The sequence below is a fragment of the Novipirellula rosea genome (assembly GCF_039541335.1).
GTDB lineage: Bacteria > Planctomycetota > Planctomycetia > Pirellulales > Pirellulaceae > Novipirellula > Novipirellula rosea.
The window spans coordinates 150,066-167,033 of the sequence record NZ_BAABGA010000050.1 but is presented as its reverse complement, the minus strand read 5'-3'; the positions used below and the strand labels follow the sequence as shown (position 1 = coordinate 167,033).

Sequence of the window (16,968 nt, the reverse complement as noted above, 5' to 3'; positions counted from 1 at the left end):
GACAATGCGTGAAACGGGAAAGCAAAGATCTCAGCGAATTCAAATCGATTACTACCGTCATCGCGGTGGACTGCATCGGTTTCGCACCCTCTGTATCGCGGTGGGCGGTATCGTTGCCGTGCTCTACGCATGCTTCGTGTTGGCGGGGTCAGCTGGCAAATCGCATCTCAGCACGGGGCCGGTGGCGATGGCCCATGCATCCTTTGAAAACGATTGCAAACTCTGTCATCAAAACTTTACCCCGATCAGCTCCGATGCATCCTCGTTGGACATAAAACCGATCGGAGTGAATGCGACGAAATCGATTCAGCATATTGAAACCGCGTGCCAGTCGTGTCACCAAGTCGGCAACCACTACCGCGAAACGATGCGGCCCGAGGCAAAATTAGTCGATCAGAATTGTGCGGGCTGCCATGTGGATCATCAGGGCCGCGATCATAATCTCAGCCTCGTCGCCAACGAACGCTGTGCTTCGTGTCACGCCAATCTCAGTTCAGTGTGTTCCGCCGCACCGTCGGTCAATGCCAATGTCGTCGCGTTTACGAAAGCGGATCACGGGGACTTTGCTTCGCTGCAGAAGCCTGACCCAGGCATCGTGAAATTTGATCACGCTCAACACATGCGGCCCGGACAAGTCGATGCCGGACAACGCGGCGAGATGACGTTGGCGATGCTCGATGAATCGTTGCGAGATCGGTACCGGATCGACGGCCAAGACGATTCCGCGGCGGTGCAGTTGGATTGTGGCAGTTGTCATCAGATGGCGGGCAACCCCAGCGGTGCTGACACGATGGCGTCCGACGGCGAGTTGGGCCGCTACATGGCGCCGGTTTCTTTCGAACAACATTGCTCGGCATGTCACTCGATGAACTCGGGTGCCGCGACGGCCGATACGACGCCGATCCCTCACGCGGTACCTTGGTCCAAAGTCGATTTGTTGTTGGCCGCGACCATTGACGGGGTGCGAGCAACCGGTCAGGCGAGATCGCCCCGCGGCGACAAACGAACGGTCGCGGTGCCGGGTGAAGGACTTGGCAAACCCGCAACGGGGGAATCGGTCTCTTCGATTGTGGATGTTCGCTTGGCAAGAGAACGAGTGCAGTCACAGTGTTTGAAGTGTCATGATCAGGCCTCGATCACAGACGAAGCTATCCGTGGATCGCTTGGGAATCAAAGTGCCCAGATGATCCCGTCGCGGTGGTTCGAGCATGGGATCTACGATCATGCGGCACATCGCCGAATCGATTGCAAATATTGTCACGAGGCGGCCTACAACAGCGACACGGCGGCGAAACCGGCCACCGATCAAGACGTCGTGATGATCGCTGGGATTCAGTCGTGCACTGGCTGTCATCGTGATTCCGAGTTGCCGACTCCCGCTTCGCTTGCGTCGTCCGAAACGGTCTCGTTATTGGGTGGCCAACCGACTTGGGCGTCGGATCGCTGCACGCTTTGCCATCGTTATCATCCGCCGGGCGCGGTGACGAAGGTGGAGCGATGAAACTCGCACGCAGCGTTCTGATTTGGTTAGGGCTAATTGGTTTTGCGGGCCTCGACAACGTGATGGCTGCCGAGCCATCACCCTTTGTTGGAAATGCGTCGTGTGCGACATCGACTTGCCACGGTGGCGCGATCGGTCGCGGTCCGGCCTGGAACCATTCGCTGTCGACGTGGCTTGCCAACGACCCACACGCCAATGCTGGACGGTTGCTGTATGATCGTGATTCGCAAGCGATCGTCAGCCGGCTGGATCGTTCTGCTTCGGGCTCACGCGAAGCCTACGACGCGGTGCTGCGACAGCGTTGTATCAGTTGTCATACGACTGCAACTACATCACAAACTGCGGCAAGCGGGAGATTGTCAGTCGAGTTTCTGGCCGCCGGTGTTACCTGTGAATCGTGCCACGGAGCGGCCGAGTCCTGGCTTGTTTCGCATACTCATGCCGATTGGGATCCCGCGACGAACGAATCGATGCGTGAAATGGATTCGATCATCGGACGCGGCGAAACGTGTGTTCGATGCCATATTGGATCACGAACCGAGGACGGCTTGGTCCGTGATATGAATCACGATTTGATCGCGGCAGGACATCCGGCGTTGCGGTTTGATTTGCCGATCTATCTGGCGAATTTGCCGGCCCACTGGGATTCCCGTCGTGATCGCGAACTTGACGCTTCCCACGTTCGACTTCGCGCCGTAGGGCGGGCGATCAATCTTGCCGCGGCAGCAAAGCTGTCCTCCGAACGAGCCCGTGACCATTTGCAAGACCCGACGGTGCCGTGGCCGGAATTGTCGGATTACGATTGCTTCGCTTGTCACCAAAGTTTGTCGATCCGCGATTTTCAAGTGCCACCGTCCAGCAAAAAGAAATCGCCGCTGCACGTCAGCGATGGATTGCCGGTCTGGAATTCATGGCACAGTGTGAACCAGTTGGAACTTCGCGATAATGTGGCATTGCTCGAAAAGCTTTCGCCCCACCGCAGTGATCCGAAACAGATTGCCGCCAGTGGTCAGTCGTTGTCGGTCAAGTATCGCAAACTTGCCCAGCAGCTTGCCACCGAGACAATCGATCCGCGGCAAGAGTTGCAATCGATGCAGGAGCGACTTCAGGATCAACCGCCTCCGGTGGATTGGCATCAAGCGGCGATTGAGTACTTGGAACTCGACGCGTTGCTGCGTGATTTAAATGCGTCGCAAGCTCCCGGTTCGTTGAACGAGCTCGAGCATTCGCTGCGATTTCAACTTGAACCTCGTCCAGACACAAACGTATCGCTGCATTCCCCGGCCGATTTTGACTCTGCAAAATTTCGTCAAACGATTCTGCGTATCTTGCAATCGCAATTGGCGTCGACCCTCAGCCAAGCGAACTCCGAGTAAGTAACCACGATGATCATCCCAGCTTTACACGAACGGCAATCCAAACGTGGCGGATACCTGACGCATGCGGATATGGAGTCGGTGGCAGAGGAATTGGGCATTCCGATGCACCGCGTCAATGCGTTGGTCACGTTTTTTCCGCACTTTCGCACCGATCCGCCACCGAAGGTCGAAGTACACGTTTGTCGCGATATGAGTTGCCATTTAAATGGCTCGGTCCCGATGATCGAACGCGTGGCCGATTGGGCCGAGAAAAAGTATGGCCACGACGTCGAAGTCTGTGGCGTGTCGTGTCTGGGACGTTGCGATCGTCCGCCGGCTGCGATGATCAATGAACAACTGGTTGCTTGTAGTAGCGAAGCGGCGATCCAGCAATCGATCGACGCGCTGATGCAGGGGCAACAACCCGAATTTAATTCGGATTGGGAACTTGCCAAAGCGAAGGTCGGCAAGTGGGACATGGATATTTACGGCGGCAGCGGTCGGTACGAGCGAATTCGCGAGTACATCACGGGCGGTGGCGATCCCGACAAAGTGCTCAAGGCGCTCGAGAACGCGGGCCTACTGGGGATGGGGGGCGCCGGTGGCCGAGCCTACTTGAAATGGGGCGACGTGATGCGTGCCGAAGGCACGACGGGCGAAAAATTTATTGTCTGTAATGCCGACGAAAGTGAACCGGGAACATTCAAAGATCGCGAGATCTTGTTGGCCGCTCCCTACCTGACGATCGAAGGCATGATTCTGGCCGCCTTGGTGGTCGGGGCGACTCGCGGTTGGATCTATATTCGGCACGAGTATCCGGAACAGATCGAAAAATGCCGCGATGAAATTTCTCGCGCCGTCAAACTTGGTGCCTGCGGTCGCAACATTTTCGGCAGCAGTCGCTCGTTCGAACTCGATGTCTTCCCCAGTCCTGGCGGTTACATCTGTGGCGAGCAAACCGCGTTGATCGAAGCGATGGAAGACAAACGGGCCGAACCGCGGAACCGGCCTCCGGAATTGATGACCAACGGTTTGTACGATCAACCGACTCTGCTCTCCAACGTGGAAACGTTTGCCTGGGCACCCGCAATCTTGAAGGACGGCGGCGACTGGTTCGCCAGCCAAGGCGTCAAAGAAGGACCGTTGACCGTCGGATCGAGCCCGGCGATGAAAGGCAAACGACTGTTTTCGATCAGCGGTGATTTGAACCAACCGGGCGTCTATGAAGTTCCCACCGGCACGACGCTCGGCGAACTGATCGACGTTCATTGCGGAGGGATGAAAGACGGCAAAGCGATCGCCGCGGTCGCGCTCAGCGGTCCCTCGGGCGGATTACTGCCGCCCAAAATTCCGGTCAAATTCCTCAGCCGCCGATTTGTCGATGCGAACGTCCCCGAGGGGGTCACGGAGATCGATATCCGTGATTTACCGCTGGATATCAACGTGTCACGAGCGGTGGGCTACATGCTCGGAGCCGGCATCGTGATCTATGGCGAAGGTTGCAATGTGTTAGCCGAAGCGGTCGCTAACAGCCGTTTTTATCGAAACGAAACCTGTGGCAAATGTGTCCCCTGTCGCATCGGGTCCGAGAAAGTCACCGAGATGGGCGAGCGGTTACTTGCCGGTGACGTGACTCGCGAAGAGTTCGATACGTTCGAACCGATCGCGTTGGGACTGAGCGGAGTGATGCAAGCGACTAGCATCTGTGGACTCGGGCAAGTGGCCAGTAATCCGCTGCAAACGTTTCTGAAATTCTTTCCTGATTTGGCTCGCCAAGCGTGTCGTAACAAACCGTCGGAAGTAGCGAAATCATGAGCAACGAAATCGATCCCAAAGACGTCGCAAGCGTCAACTTTGATATCAGTGATCTGCCGGGACAAGTCGTTGCGGAACAGGAAGGTCTGTTTGCACGTGACGTCGACGGTCAATTGGTCCGTGTTCATAAAGCGTCCGCTTCGGAGTTGGACGAAGATGTCACGTTGACGATTGATGGTCGCGAAGTTACGGTCAAAAAAGCGGTACCAACGCGAGATAGCCAAGGCAACATCATTCGTGATGCGACCGGGGCACCGAAACCGCGTTACACCACGATCTTTGACGCGACGAGCGAGGTGTTTGTCCGCGAACCCGGCGACGAGCATCCGATCCCAACGCTTTGTCACAAAGAACATCTGCCGCCCGTCGGGGTGTGCCGTGTTTGTCTTGTCGAGGCGACCGAGATGACTCGGCGCGGACCTCGGAAACAATTGGTGCCGTCCTGTGTCCAGCGAGTTTCCAACGGCATGATCGTCAACACGATCAAGAGCGAAACCGACAAAGACGCCGCGGTGCGTGTGAAAGCCGCCAGCCAAACCGTGGTCGAGTTGCTGATTGCAGACCATCTGCCAAGTTCACAGTGGTCAGCACCTGGCAACGAGTTGGCCTCGATCGCTCGGCGGATGGAGATCAAGGAATCTCGTTTTGCCCCCCGTTCGCTCGAGCGAGGTCACGACGACAGCAGCAAAATGATCGCGGTGGATCACGATCAATGCATCATGTGCGGTCGCTGTCAGCGGGGATGCAATTGGATCAAAGGCAATAACGTGATCGGCCGTGGCGGCAAAGGATACGAGTCGCACATCGCCTTTGATCTCGAAGATCCGATGGGGCAAAGCACCTGCGTTTCGTGCGGGGAATGCGCGGTCAGTTGTCCGACCGGTGCCCTGCAGTTCCAGCCATCGTTCATCGAAACCCAGATCAAACGGGTTCGTGATGACATGGTCGCTGAGAATAAAGATGGCGACATCGTGACGGCCGACGAGCTGATTCATTATCCGCTGTTTTCCGGCATTCCGTACAAATTTTTGCAGTTCAACGGGGCCGCGGTTGTTCGTCGTATTTTGAAAGAAGGCGACGTGTTGTGCCGCGAAGGCGAATACGGCTCGACCGCGTTTATCATCCTCAGTGGTGAGTTTGAAATCTTTCTAGCAACCACACGCGGTGCGGTTCGCAACCGTTCCGCAGGCGGATTGTTCGGATGGCTGGGCGGTTTAAAAACCGTGGTCGAAAAAGTGGGCGGACGAGCGAAGTTGGCCGATGTCAGCGCCGCCCAACTCTCTGAAGATCAACGGATTTTGCGTAACAGTGATGACGTGATCTTGGGCGAGATGACGTGTATGAACCGTTATCCACGAAGCGCAACGGTGGTTGCGACCCAGGACGCTGAAGTGCTCGAGATCAAACGCAATGTGTTGTACATGTTGCAGCGAAACGAAGTGAGCCGCGAAATCTTGGATCGCGCCTATCGCAAGTATTCGCTGACAGGCCAAATTGAATCGCTGCCGATTTTTGATTCGCTCGGTGAGAGTGAACGAAAACAAGCCGCCGAATTTCTTCGGGACAAAGCCGATCTGATCTCGGTCGATCCAGGCCAAGTTATCTTTGCTCAAGGCGATCAAGCTGACAATTATTACGTCAATAAACTTGGCTTCGTAAAGGTTACGCAAAAATACGGCCGCGACGAGCGAGTGCTCAGCTATCTGGGGCCTGGCAACGGATTTGGCGAAATTGGGTTGCTCTCGAGTATTGGCGATACACTTTCCGAATCTCTAGGTGGAACGGTTCGCCCCGGCGTTCGTACGGCGACCTGTTCGGCACTGGACCATGTGGAATTGATCCGAATTCGTGGCGAAGATTTCCGTAACCTGCTCGCCCAGTTTCCCGAACTCAAGGACTCGCTTGCCGCCAAAGCGAAAGTGATTCTCGAGAAAGACCAGGAGGCTCGCAGTCGGCTGCAAGCGGTCGAATCGGAAGACTTTCTGGATCAAGGACTGTATTTAGCGCAAAGTTTGTTGGTCTTGGACCTCGAACGATGCACTCGATGTGACGAATGCACCAAGGCGTGTGCCGACACGCATGAAGGCGTGACCCGTTTGGTTCGCGACGGATTGCGGTTTGACAAGTTCCTGGTCGCCAGCAGTTGCCGGTCGTGCATGGATCCGTACTGTTTGGTCGGATGTCCGGTTGATGCAATTCACCGCGACGGGGATTCACTCGAGATCGCAATCGAAGACTACTGCATCGGTTGTGGATTGTGTGCCGACAATTGCCCGTACGGCAACATCAACATGCACGGCTTTCCAAAGCAGGAGGTCGATGCATCGGGAAAACTGAAGACGGTCTATCAAGAGGTCGAAGGCAAGAAGATGCCGGTGGTCCAGCAGCGAGCGACGACCTGTGATTTGTGCCGCAGCGTCGATGGAAAACCGAGCTGCGTGTACGCGTGTCCGCACGAGGCCGCATTCCGGATGACCGGTCCGGAATTGTTGGAGATCACCAAACGGGGCGATGCGGCGGGTTAAAATAGTTGGCTCTCTTCGATGTCACCCATCACGCCATCCACTTCACTCTGCCATCGCTGCGAATCGTCATCGCTTAGGTCAAGTCCAATGTTTAGGGCCGTCGATTCTGATTGGCCTTGCGAGCTGCCGTTGTTCAAATAGTTGATCACGCGAAGTGCATCCAATGCGGTCACTTGCGTGTCGCCGTTAACATCCAAGTTGTACGGACTGTTGGTGGTTTGCTCGGCGGATGCGGCGACCGTCCGCGGCAGATGGTTGATGATCAATAACGCGTCGTGAGCAGTGACTGCGCCGTCTCGGTTAACGTCCTCGGCCGCCGCAATACGTTCTGACGATGTGTCGGGAGTTGTGTTGGACGGGCTTTCCGTTGTCAGCGTCTCGTTTGTTTTTGGGGCGGGAAGCGTGTTGGGGGAATTGACCAATGCGTTCAGCACACTCTCGGGAAGTGCCGCCGCCAATGCGGTGGTCGACTGACCGCTGAAAAAGTTGACGTTTTGGCTGTTGATGCGGTCCGCGTCGGCGGCGTTGGGGAACAGTTTTTCGCCGTACGTAAAGTACTCGACCACTTCGCCTTCGCCATTGATCTGCAGAATGTGACGTCCTCCATTGGAATCCTTGTAGGCGGTTGGCCCGCCAAAGACCGCATTGGCGGGGACGCGGTACCCTGGACCGTCGGCGCCGTAGGTGCCATTGGTATCGTTGGTCAAATTGGCAACCCGCCACTGTCCCCCGGAAGGCAGTGTGAACTCGATCAAGTCGCCCCCGTTGGTTCCATAGACACGAATGGTGCCATCGTCTTCGACAAGCGGCGCGACATAGGTGTAGACGCGACCGGTAAACGGTTGTTGGAAGGGGAAATAGCCAAAGTTCTGACCGTTGTCCGCCGTTTGTTGGCTGATGTTTTCCTGCAGCACGGTAGACGAATCGATCGTATAGTGGACCAATCGCGACGTCCCATCGGTCGCAAACACATGGCGAACTCCGTTTGGCATGGTTAGCGCACGAACATTCCGCATCACCCGAGTCTCGCGACTGGCGGCATCAATTTGGCGAGTGCTCACAGAGCTGCCTTCGATGCGATATTCAATTAGATTGCCAGTCTGGTTGGTGCCGTAACCGTACAGGATCTGGTTGTCACCGGGGGTGACCGCAACGGCGGAATAGACTCGCGATGCATCGACGTTTCCGCTCGCGAGCGTGAGGTCGGTCGTTGCCGCACTCGGATCGATCGGGATGGCGATCCAGTGTCCATCGGTGGTTGTCGCCGAGAAGCCCAGTGGCCCCGCAGGTACTGTGTCTTCGGCCAGGATGACGCCGGGGATCGGGCGGTGAGCGACCGTCCAGTTGGCGGTGTTAAACAAGTCGTCATGGGCCCAGTCGTTGCCATCGGGGGTGAAGGTGTACTGGACCACGCCACCTTGCGTTGAACGTCCCATCACATGCACGCTGCCATCGGGCGTCGTCACGGCGCTGGCTTCGCCTGTGATCAATAACTTGGTGGCCTCGGATGCAGGGATTTGCTTGTCGTCAACGATCTTGGCTAGTAAGTTGATTTGGTCATCTGCGATCGTCGCATCGCCGCGAGCGGTCAGCACCAAGCTGCCGTTTCGCAAGACTTGGAACGCCATCCGAGCTTGCGTGATTGCCCCCGCCGGCGATGGCAGCGGACTAGGCACCGCACTCATCTGACGCCGCGCCGATTCGGCAAAGATGGTTGTGCTGAGGTGGTCGCTTTGCGAGATCGACCCATACAGCGTGTTCGCGGCATTAAGAGCACCGCGAAACGGGCCTTGACCATTCCCGCGACGCAGTGCCTCCGACGCAACCTCGTACTGGTCCACGCCGTCCATTTGGCTGCGGTCCTGCGAGCGTGTCGGATCGCTGCCGGAAATCGGGTCAAGTTTCGCGTTTACGATTGTTGTCGTAGTAGCGGCTTCCTGTAACGTGATTCGAGTGTGTTGCGGAACGACGGATTGGGCCGATACCGTTGCATTCGTGGTGAAAACGCTGGCTCCACTGAAATCATTTAAGTTTACTCGGGCCAAACCACCCTGAGGGTCAATCACGAACGTGGTCCCACCTCGATCAACAAAGACTTGGTTAGGGGCCGAAAAGGTCGATCCGGCAGCGGCACCCGGGATTTTGGGGATTTGAATCGAGCGCACTTCGGGCGACAGCGCCGATGGGTCACCACCTTGTTGGATGGTTCGAATGATTTCGCTGACATCCATTGTTGCCACGATGCCATCACCGCTCGTGGTGAACCCGAAACCGCTGTCGGTGAATATGAGTTGATCGTCTTCGGGGATTCCGGGCGTTTCGTTGTCATCAAACGCAGTGAACAGAAGGTGAGCGCCCCCGTCGGTGCTGCGAGGGATGGCAAATTCGTACCATTGATCGTTGTTGTCACCCGGAACCAGAAGGGCTAAACGCTGAATCGCTTCACCGCCTCGTTCGTTTCCATTGAGCATCCAAACGTACGTCGATCCGTCTCGATCGTCGACGATGGCTTGGACGCCGTGGACATGGAAGTCGGCGCTCGTCGACTTATCGCTGCCGAACGATTTGGGAATCACATGGGCCGTTGTTTTGGCCGACATTGTATCGAGCGTGGCAGGACGTTTGCCGCCAGGTGGATTGTCAAAGTCAAGTTCAACGATGGTGCCCGAATCTTCGGCGGTGATCCAGACCGTGCCTTTGGTGTCGACAAATACCGCGTGGCCAACTTTCAGTGACACGGCTTCGTCGGTCGATTCCGGTTCGGCTTGCGTCGTCGTTCCGCCTCCATTTCCACCGCCACCCCCAGTGCCTCCGCCCGTGCCGCTGCCACCACCTGATGTGGTTTCATCATCGTGATGGTCTTCGATGTCAAACACGCCGGTGATTTCATCGAAATCGAACGTAAACAGTTTTTTCTGTGCGAGGTCATAGTACGAGACACGCAAGATTTCATTGTTAACCGAGTCTTCCGGAGCATCATCGATCGCGACGCCCCCTTCGATTTCATTTCGGTAAACAAACCAAACGCGAGGCGTTAGGTGAGTGTTGAAGTCGAAAAACGTTCCATGGGGATCAAATGCAGTGGGTTTAGCGTCGGCCGCTGGCACCAACACACCGTCCGCGTTGCGAACCACCGACGATGGAATGCTGACGTCATGAATTTCGACGGCGCCCGTCGCAGGATCAAACTGTCCCAGATGATGGCCGTCCTCCATCGTGAACCAAACGGTTTGGGTGGTTTTGTCAAACGACATTTGCCAAGGCCGCAGCCAAGCCACCTTGTCGTTGATGTTGACCTTTTCGAGCGTTTCAGTCGTGGCGAGATTAAGTGTTAGCGTTGTCAAACCCGTCGCGTCATCGGTCGTGGAACCAACAATTCGGATTGGTGCCGAGGAGGCTGCAAGATTGATGGCATAGCCGACAGGGATTTCCTGGTCGATCACAATTTGATTCACGCTCGATCGAACTTCGACCACGCTCGCACCAATGAAGAAGGATTCGGTAAACACCGGCGTGCTCGGTGCATTTTGGGTCGCTTCGGATTGAGGTAACACAAACACTTGCTTGACGAGTTGGCCCATTTTGCCCGCCGAGTCGGTTGCGATGAATGTCAGTTCATATTGCTCGCCTGCATCGAGCTCGACTCCTGGCAATAGCGTGACTTGTACCGTTTGGGACGCGTTTGTGTTTGCGCCCACGCTTGTTGATGTTCGCGGAGCAAACACAGCGACGCCTGAACCAATAGGGGCTATCAAGTCGTTGTTTGCAAAAAGGGAAACTGTGACGGTGTTCTCGATTTGACCATATTGTTGATCGACCACTTGGATTTCGAATTGAGGGCGCGTCGATCTTGTCATCGGAACCGGTAAGGCACTTGTCACTAGTGAGCGGTCTGCCGCGGCCAGTGCAAATTTTGAAAGTGACGGCTGGATCGGATCAACCACTGCGATGTAAGGCAGCGAACTGGGGCTTGTGTTTCCAGCGATATCGGTCTGAACCGCGGTGTATTGAAAGGTTTCGCCGTTCGGATCGACAACAGGATCGTCGCTTAGATTTGTGATGGCTTGCCCAGCAGCGGGGATCCGCGTGATCACTACTCCTTCGGCGTTTCGACTCAATGCGATTTCGGCATTCATTTCCGCGCCGGCGATTGCAATTTCGTTTGGGGCACTTGGCACGATCGCTCCGTTGATTCCCGGCGATAGCACTGGAGCAGCCGGTGACGCGGTATCGATCACGAGTGTCAACGCCGGCGACGTGGTTTCAGGGTTCACACCGTCGGTCGATACCGCCACGACTTGGTAATTTCCGTCGGCAAGCACGTTAGCGAACGTGGCTTCGTAAGAATTGGTTCCTGATAATGTGCCTGGTGTTTCCGCGACCGTTGTCCCTGACTCGTCACGGATTTGAAATTTCACCGACAGCGCTCCGTCGACGATCGTGGTGAAGGTCAACCTTTGGTTAACGTTCGTGATCGCATCGTTTGAGGAACGCCCCGAATCGTCTTCGGATTTTAGTTGCGGCGGATCGTCCGCTGTGGGCGGCGTTGTATCCAGTTCCCACTGGCGGTTGGCGGATCCGGTCCCCGAATTCCCAGCAAGATCGGAAACCCCGGCGGCATTGACGCTGAGTGAGTAATCACCGTCAACGTTGGTAAGTCCTCCGAGACCACTAACGACAAACGTTTTTGTGGTTCCGCTTTTGAGTGAAACGTTGACGGCATTGGTGATCAGGTTGGCACCTCCGTCACGCGTCAGCGTCAAGTCGTTTCGCGTAAAGGTGGCGTTCTGAATGTTCTCGGAAAACGTGACTTCGACTTGATCAACCGCGGTGTTGCGAGGCGTGCTGATTGCGGTGTCGATGGTCACGGTGGGACGTGTCGTGTCGACGATCAATGTGAACGGAGTTTGATTCGGGACCGTAACGGAACTAGCCGGCCTTTCCACCGACAAACTCAAGTTATGTGTCGCATTGGGAAGATTGTTTGTGGGGACGTCAATTTCGAAGTTTCCGTTGGCTAGAACGGAACCATCTCCGATCGTTGTTCCATTTCTTACCAACTTTGCAACGAGAGTGTGAGAACCAGGGATCGCGGTGCCGTCAGCATCGGTCACCGATCCGCGAAAGACGTAGGCACTTGATCCACTGGCGGATGCGATATTGATGACGCAGGGGGATGTGTTTGCTACACCCTGGTCCACCGAATTCATATTGAATGTCGTTTCGCCGCCCGAGTGGGCTCCTTGAGGCGTCGACTTGGTTGTCACTCCGATGGCACATGCCAGCAGCCGGCGGTCTTCGAGTTGTTCTAAGACCAGTGTTTGACGTCGATTTCGCTTGCGAGTGAATTTCTTCTTGGACGGGCGTGGGGACATCATGGTGCTCAGAGGGTCAACATCAAAATCGGAATGACTGCTAAATCCACCCCAATCTAATTACGAGGGAGTCCTGTTGGGGGTGGAACCATACCCAAATTTACCAAAAAAGCAGCCTTCTCGTGCTTGCCTAAACCCCCTGAAAGGTCCGGCTTGTTGAGTTTGGCGATCTTTTGGGGGTGCCCTGGCTACTTGCCCCCTCAATTTGGTAATGAAACCTCTCTAACTCTTCCGAAACAATCTTTAGGTGCAATCCCTGCAATCGGATTCACCACGAAGGGTCGCAAAATCAGCAAAACAGTACGTTCTGTCGCGATTCCTCGAATCAAGATTGGAACCGACAACGGAAATCGTGATGAAGAGATGCACGTCAACCCACTCAAAATTCCGCAGCTGGCGCGGCTCGGTGGCACTGGCTACGTTGTTGTTAGGATCCTCTGGCGGGTTTGCGGAGGATCCTCGCTGGATTCCCACCGACGAGCTCCAGGCATCGCAGGTTTCCCTGCCCTCGCTGATCGACGAAACGGCAGGCTCGGAATCGGCCGATCCGTCATCCGGTCTGGCCGGGGACGTTGATCCGGTCGAGCGCGAACTGCGGTTGCAGCGTGCGATCGCCGATTCACTGCATGGCGATAACCAAAAGGCGATCGACTCGCTTGGTGACCCCGCCAGCAATGACACCGCGGCGCTCTACGCTTCGGCGATGTGGATGATGCAAAACGGCAACGTCGCCGAGGGGATGCAGACGCTACGCTCGATCGCGGATCGCGACAATGCACCACCCGAAATCCACAAATTCTTGGCCGTCGGGCACCTGCATCTCGATCAACCGCAAGCGGCCGAGGCTGCCGCCGATATCTATCTCGATACGAACCAGAATGATGCCTACACGCATTACGTCCGCGGGCTCGCAATCCTGCGACAAGATGATCCCGTGCGAGCTCACGACTCGCTACGCCAAGCAGGCTACGACGAGGACGACGTGGCTCAGATCCAAACTGTGGCGATGCAGGTGCCAGTCGATGTGATGCAGCGCCGGTTGACGATTGGGGAACCGATCACAGGCATTCAAAATCGATCTCGTTACGATGACGGATGTGATTCGCTCGGTGGTGGCCAAGCCCAAAACAAACCGTACAACGTCACAATCTTGTTTGCCGGCGAATACGACAGCAATGTGCCGCTGCAACCACGATTCTCTGGCCTCGGTTCGAACATCGATCACGACGACTATCGCTTCTTGATGGCTTCGTTCTTGGATCTGCAGTTGATGACGACCGAACAGTTCAACCTAGGACTCGTCGGCAGCACGTATAACACGTTCCAGGTCGATGCCAACGAATTTAATATCCAAGACTACATGGGCGGGGCGTACACCAACGCCTTGTTGACCGAAGATTTAGTCGGTTCGCTACGCTACGAGTACCATCATACGCTCGTCGATAGCGACCGATTCGCGGACGAGCATCGTTTGACTCCGTCATTGACTTGGCTTGGATCTCGTGGACACACGACGCTGTTTTACGAATTCAATCCGATCAACAGTCGTGCTCCCATGCTGATTCCGGCGCAGAACCAATCGACCGACATTCATCGCACCGGGATCACCCAAGCTCTGTATACGTTTGGCGGTGAAGGGCGTGTCTATGGTGGTTATCAATACGCCGAGGGGCATGCTGTCGGGGCGGACTTTGATCGTACGACCCACATGGTCACCGGACGAATCGAACGCCCCCTGCCGCGAGGTTGGATTGCTGATTTGGATGTTCGCTATGTGTGGGATGACTATGCCAACCCCAACAGTTTGGATTTCTACGATCGGGCACGTGATGACGAACGCGTGGAAGTTCGCAGCGGGTTGCAAAAGAACTTTGCGGCCCCCGTTAGTTTGCGATTCGATTACACCTACATCAACAACGATTCGAACACCGCAAACCTGTTTGGCGTGCGTTTCTACGACTACGACCGACACATTGTCAGCACGCAGCTCATTTTCTCGCTTTAACCATCGTCGTTGATTGCTCGGCGATCAAAACGGCAACACGATCCAAACAAACGCAAAAATCAGCGACATTGGCTGTGACAGAGATGAAAGGATTCATGATGAGTTTTATCCGATTCCAGGCCGTAATGGTCTGTGTGTTTGCGTTGGCAACGTCGAATGTTGTGGCGCAGTCGAACGACACATCAAATACCGAGTCCGCTACTCGCTGGATCGGAACCGTGACCCTCTGTGATGGCGACGCGACGTTGTATCGAGGCGACGATGCCTACCAAGTTGTCCGTGGCGCGGGATTGCGTTTGGGCGACACGCTCGAAACGTCGGCGGCGGCGAAGCTGACGCTGGCGACCCAGCAAGGCCCTGCGATCACGATGGGCGGGGGAGCGATAGTGACGCTCAATCGATCGGGCAATCAATGGTTAGTGGATCTGGATCGTGGTCAAGCTCGCTTGGTGCACGATGGTGAATCCGAGCTGCGTTTGACTAGCCCCGATGCAGAGATGTGGCTCGAACGCGGCATCGTGCAAGTCGATCAAACGGAGCGGACGCTGCGGTATGAATTGCTCGCCGGTTCGGTGCTACACCGGATCGATGCAGAATCGATGGGACGTAACTCGCAGCGAGGTTCGTTTCAGGTTCAAGCGGACGGCCCGATCGAAGCCACGTCACAAATCGCTTGGAACTTTCAAGCCGAACAAATCCGCTTGGCATCGGCATTGCAAACCAGTCCAATGTTGCAGCCCCCGGCAACCTCGTCGCCTGACGGTGCACCCGGATCGCCCTCGGATGCATTTCCAGCGGCCGACGGATTGCCGCCAACCAATCCGCTGTCCCCCGATGAGAACCTGTTCCCCGATGAAGACGACGACGACGATCCTCGTTTCGCCCAGGATCCATTAACGCCCGATCAAGCACCTGCGGGCACGCGTGGTGGATTTGACGATGGTGGTAATGCCGAGATGGGAATCGGAGCGAGCACCAACACGTTCGCGGGCAGCAGCTCGCTGAGTCTGGGGTCGCTGTCCAGTGCGACCGGAACGTTTGCCTCGGGCGGTATCTTTGGCGACGCTAATCAACAAACGTTCCAAGGGCAAGTCGACTACGATATCAAACCACTTTCGGAAACCGGACCGTTTGCCGAGGGAGATCCCTTCCCAGGCGCGATCCATCTCGTGACTGCGGAAAATCGATTACCATTCAGCGGCGTGCAGCTCTCTGCGACCGAGTTTTCGACTCTGTTCACGGGCGCAGCCGACAAGTTCTATTCGATTGGAACCGGTGCCGCACCAAGTGGGCAAGTTTTTACGAACTTTCTCACGGGGACCGGAGCGACCCCTACCGTGATCGATATCCCAGGATTCAACGCACATTTAGTCCAGCTTGATCAATACGCCATTCCCGATCCTGCTCAGGGAGCACTCGACAGTACCATTGGGTTGACCGGTTTGGTTGGCGCCAATCCAACAGGCCCCACCGTGGTCGGTGACACGCCGCTGGTGGATGAGCGAGCCCAGTTCAACTCAGGTGCGACCTTCGCGTTGGGAGAATTCTTGGTGACCAGTGATGGAAGCAATGGCATCACCTTCACGATCCGTCGCAGCGACCAAGACCGCTTGATCGTCAAAGACCCTGGTGGAAACGATGCTAACGATCTGGTTCAGCCCAATCCCGACGCTAAGTTTGCGGACACATCCGATCCACGCTTCTTGCCTCAGTCGCCTACTGTCAAAGCAGGTAATTCGTTAAGCCAAACCGGCACGGGCGTCAACGAGTTGAACTTCATGCGTCGTGCCGCCTTCACCACGCTGGTGGCCGATCAACTGCAAGACTACTCACGACGGACTGGTCAAACCCGATTTGTCGTCGACGGCAAGATCATCGACATCTCCGGCTACCAACCGACCCGATAAGCGAGCGTCCGTAGTGGACGAGGCAACGAGTCCTTGCATACCGGTAGTGGACGAGGCAACGAGTCCCCGAATACTAGCGGTGACGAGGCAACGAGTCCTTGAATCTCATTCGTCGAAGAAGCGGTTCTTCTAAGACGACTCCGACCGAGCCCTAAAAATAACCGTACTGCGGTCCGTAGAAACGGTTATTGAAATTGCCGTAATAGCGGCCTTGATAATAGCTGCGTCCCGAAGGTAATCGTGTCGCTCGGCTATTCAAATTTCGAGTCGGATAGCTGCCCATCATCGAGCGTGAATTCGACGGCGAGAACCAACCTTGCGTCGACATCGACGAGCGTTGGTTGGCCGATCGCAAGCGGCTAAAAAGACCCTCGGCTTGAACTTCGCCAGCACTGGCGAACAAGAGGGAGGTGCAAATCAACGCAGCGATTCGTAGCGGCTTCATGAGGAATTGCTCGGTTTCGTGTTGAGGGACGCGGGAT

General features: G+C 55.9%; 8 protein-coding genes. 6 read left to right on the top strand and 2 right to left on the bottom strand.

The annotated features are described in order from the left end of the window. Positions 1 to 4 precede the first annotated feature (4 nt). Genes ABD971_RS20930 through ABD971_RS20915 form a run of 4 tightly spaced genes read left to right on the top strand, consistent with a single transcriptional unit; the run spans position 5 to position 7,199 of the window. On the top strand, positions 5 to 1,501 hold the full coding sequence (locus tag ABD971_RS20930; RefSeq protein ID WP_345325266.1) for a cytochrome c3 family protein: 1,497 nt from the start codon (positions 5 to 7) through the stop codon (positions 1,499 to 1,501). Next, a complete protein-coding gene (locus tag ABD971_RS20925; protein ID WP_345325264.1) occupies positions 1,498 to 2,877 on the top strand; it encodes a multiheme c-type cytochrome in 1,380 nt (459 codons plus the stop codon). Before ABD971_RS20930 ends, ABD971_RS20925 begins: the two co-directional genes overlap by 4 nt. 9 nt (positions 2,878 to 2,886) lie before the next feature. After that, positions 2,887 to 4,674 (top strand): NAD(P)H-dependent oxidoreductase subunit E, encoded by a 1,788-nt coding sequence (locus ABD971_RS20920; RefSeq protein ID WP_345325262.1) that lies wholly within the window; start codon positions 2,887 to 2,889, stop codon positions 4,672 to 4,674. Then, a complete protein-coding gene (locus ABD971_RS20915) occupies positions 4,671 to 7,199 on the top strand; it encodes a cyclic nucleotide-binding domain-containing protein (RefSeq protein ID WP_345325260.1) in 2,529 nt (842 codons plus the stop codon). Before ABD971_RS20920 ends, ABD971_RS20915 begins: the two co-directional genes overlap by 4 nt. Here the strand turns inward: ABD971_RS20915 and ABD971_RS20910 are convergent. Beyond that, positions 7,196 to 12,577 carry a dockerin type I domain-containing protein gene (locus ABD971_RS20910; RefSeq protein WP_345325258.1) on the bottom strand — a complete coding sequence of 1,794 codons (5,382 nt, stop codon included), beginning with the start codon at positions 12,575 to 12,577 and terminating at the stop codon, positions 7,196 to 7,198. The genes ABD971_RS20915 and ABD971_RS20910 overlap by 4 nt on opposite strands. Positions 12,578 to 12,929: 352 nt before the next feature. On the opposite strand from ABD971_RS20910, the gene ABD971_RS20905 reads away from it, so the two are divergent. Both ABD971_RS20905 and ABD971_RS20900 read left to right on the top strand, forming a co-directional pair. Next, complete coding sequence (locus ABD971_RS20905; protein WP_345325256.1) at positions 12,930 to 14,579, top strand: hypothetical protein; 1,650 nt, start codon at positions 12,930 to 12,932, stop codon at positions 14,577 to 14,579. Positions 14,580 to 14,677: 98 nt separating this feature from the next. After that, positions 14,678 to 16,486, top strand: coding sequence for a FecR family protein (locus ABD971_RS20900; RefSeq protein WP_345325254.1), 1,809 nt, complete (start codon positions 14,678 to 14,680; stop codon positions 16,484 to 16,486). Between the two features lie 151 nt (positions 16,487 to 16,637). Here the strand turns inward: ABD971_RS20900 and ABD971_RS20895 are convergent, their stop codons facing one another. Continuing rightward, positions 16,638 to 16,931, bottom strand: a complete 294-nt coding sequence (locus ABD971_RS20895; RefSeq protein ID WP_339942482.1) for a hypothetical protein — start codon at positions 16,929 to 16,931, stop codon at positions 16,638 to 16,640. Positions 16,932 to 16,968: the final 37 nt, after the last annotated feature.

Bases quoted from the DNA above. Each gene is read 5' to 3' on its own strand.
- ABD971_RS20930 (WP_345325266.1), top strand. From the start codon at position 5: ATGCGTGAAACGGGAAAGCAAAGATCTCAGCGAATTCAAATCGATTAC.
- ABD971_RS20925 (WP_345325264.1), top strand. From the start codon at position 1,498: ATGAAACTCGCACGCAGCGTTCTGATTTGGTTAGGGCTAATTGGTTTT.
- ABD971_RS20920 (WP_345325262.1), top strand. From the start codon at position 2,887: ATGATCATCCCAGCTTTACACGAACGGCAATCCAAACGTGGCGGATAC.
- ABD971_RS20915 (WP_345325260.1), top strand. From the start codon at position 4,671: ATGAGCAACGAAATCGATCCCAAAGACGTCGCAAGCGTCAACTTTGAT.
- ABD971_RS20910 (WP_345325258.1), bottom strand. From the start codon at position 12,577: ATGATGTCCCCACGCCCGTCCAAGAAGAAATTCACTCGCAAGCGAAAT.
- ABD971_RS20905 (WP_345325256.1), top strand. From the start codon at position 12,930: ATGAAGAGATGCACGTCAACCCACTCAAAATTCCGCAGCTGGCGCGGC.
- ABD971_RS20900 (WP_345325254.1), top strand. From the start codon at position 14,678: ATGAGTTTTATCCGATTCCAGGCCGTAATGGTCTGTGTGTTTGCGTTG.
- ABD971_RS20895 (WP_339942482.1), bottom strand. From the start codon at position 16,931: ATGAAGCCGCTACGAATCGCTGCGTTGATTTGCACCTCCCTCTTGTTC.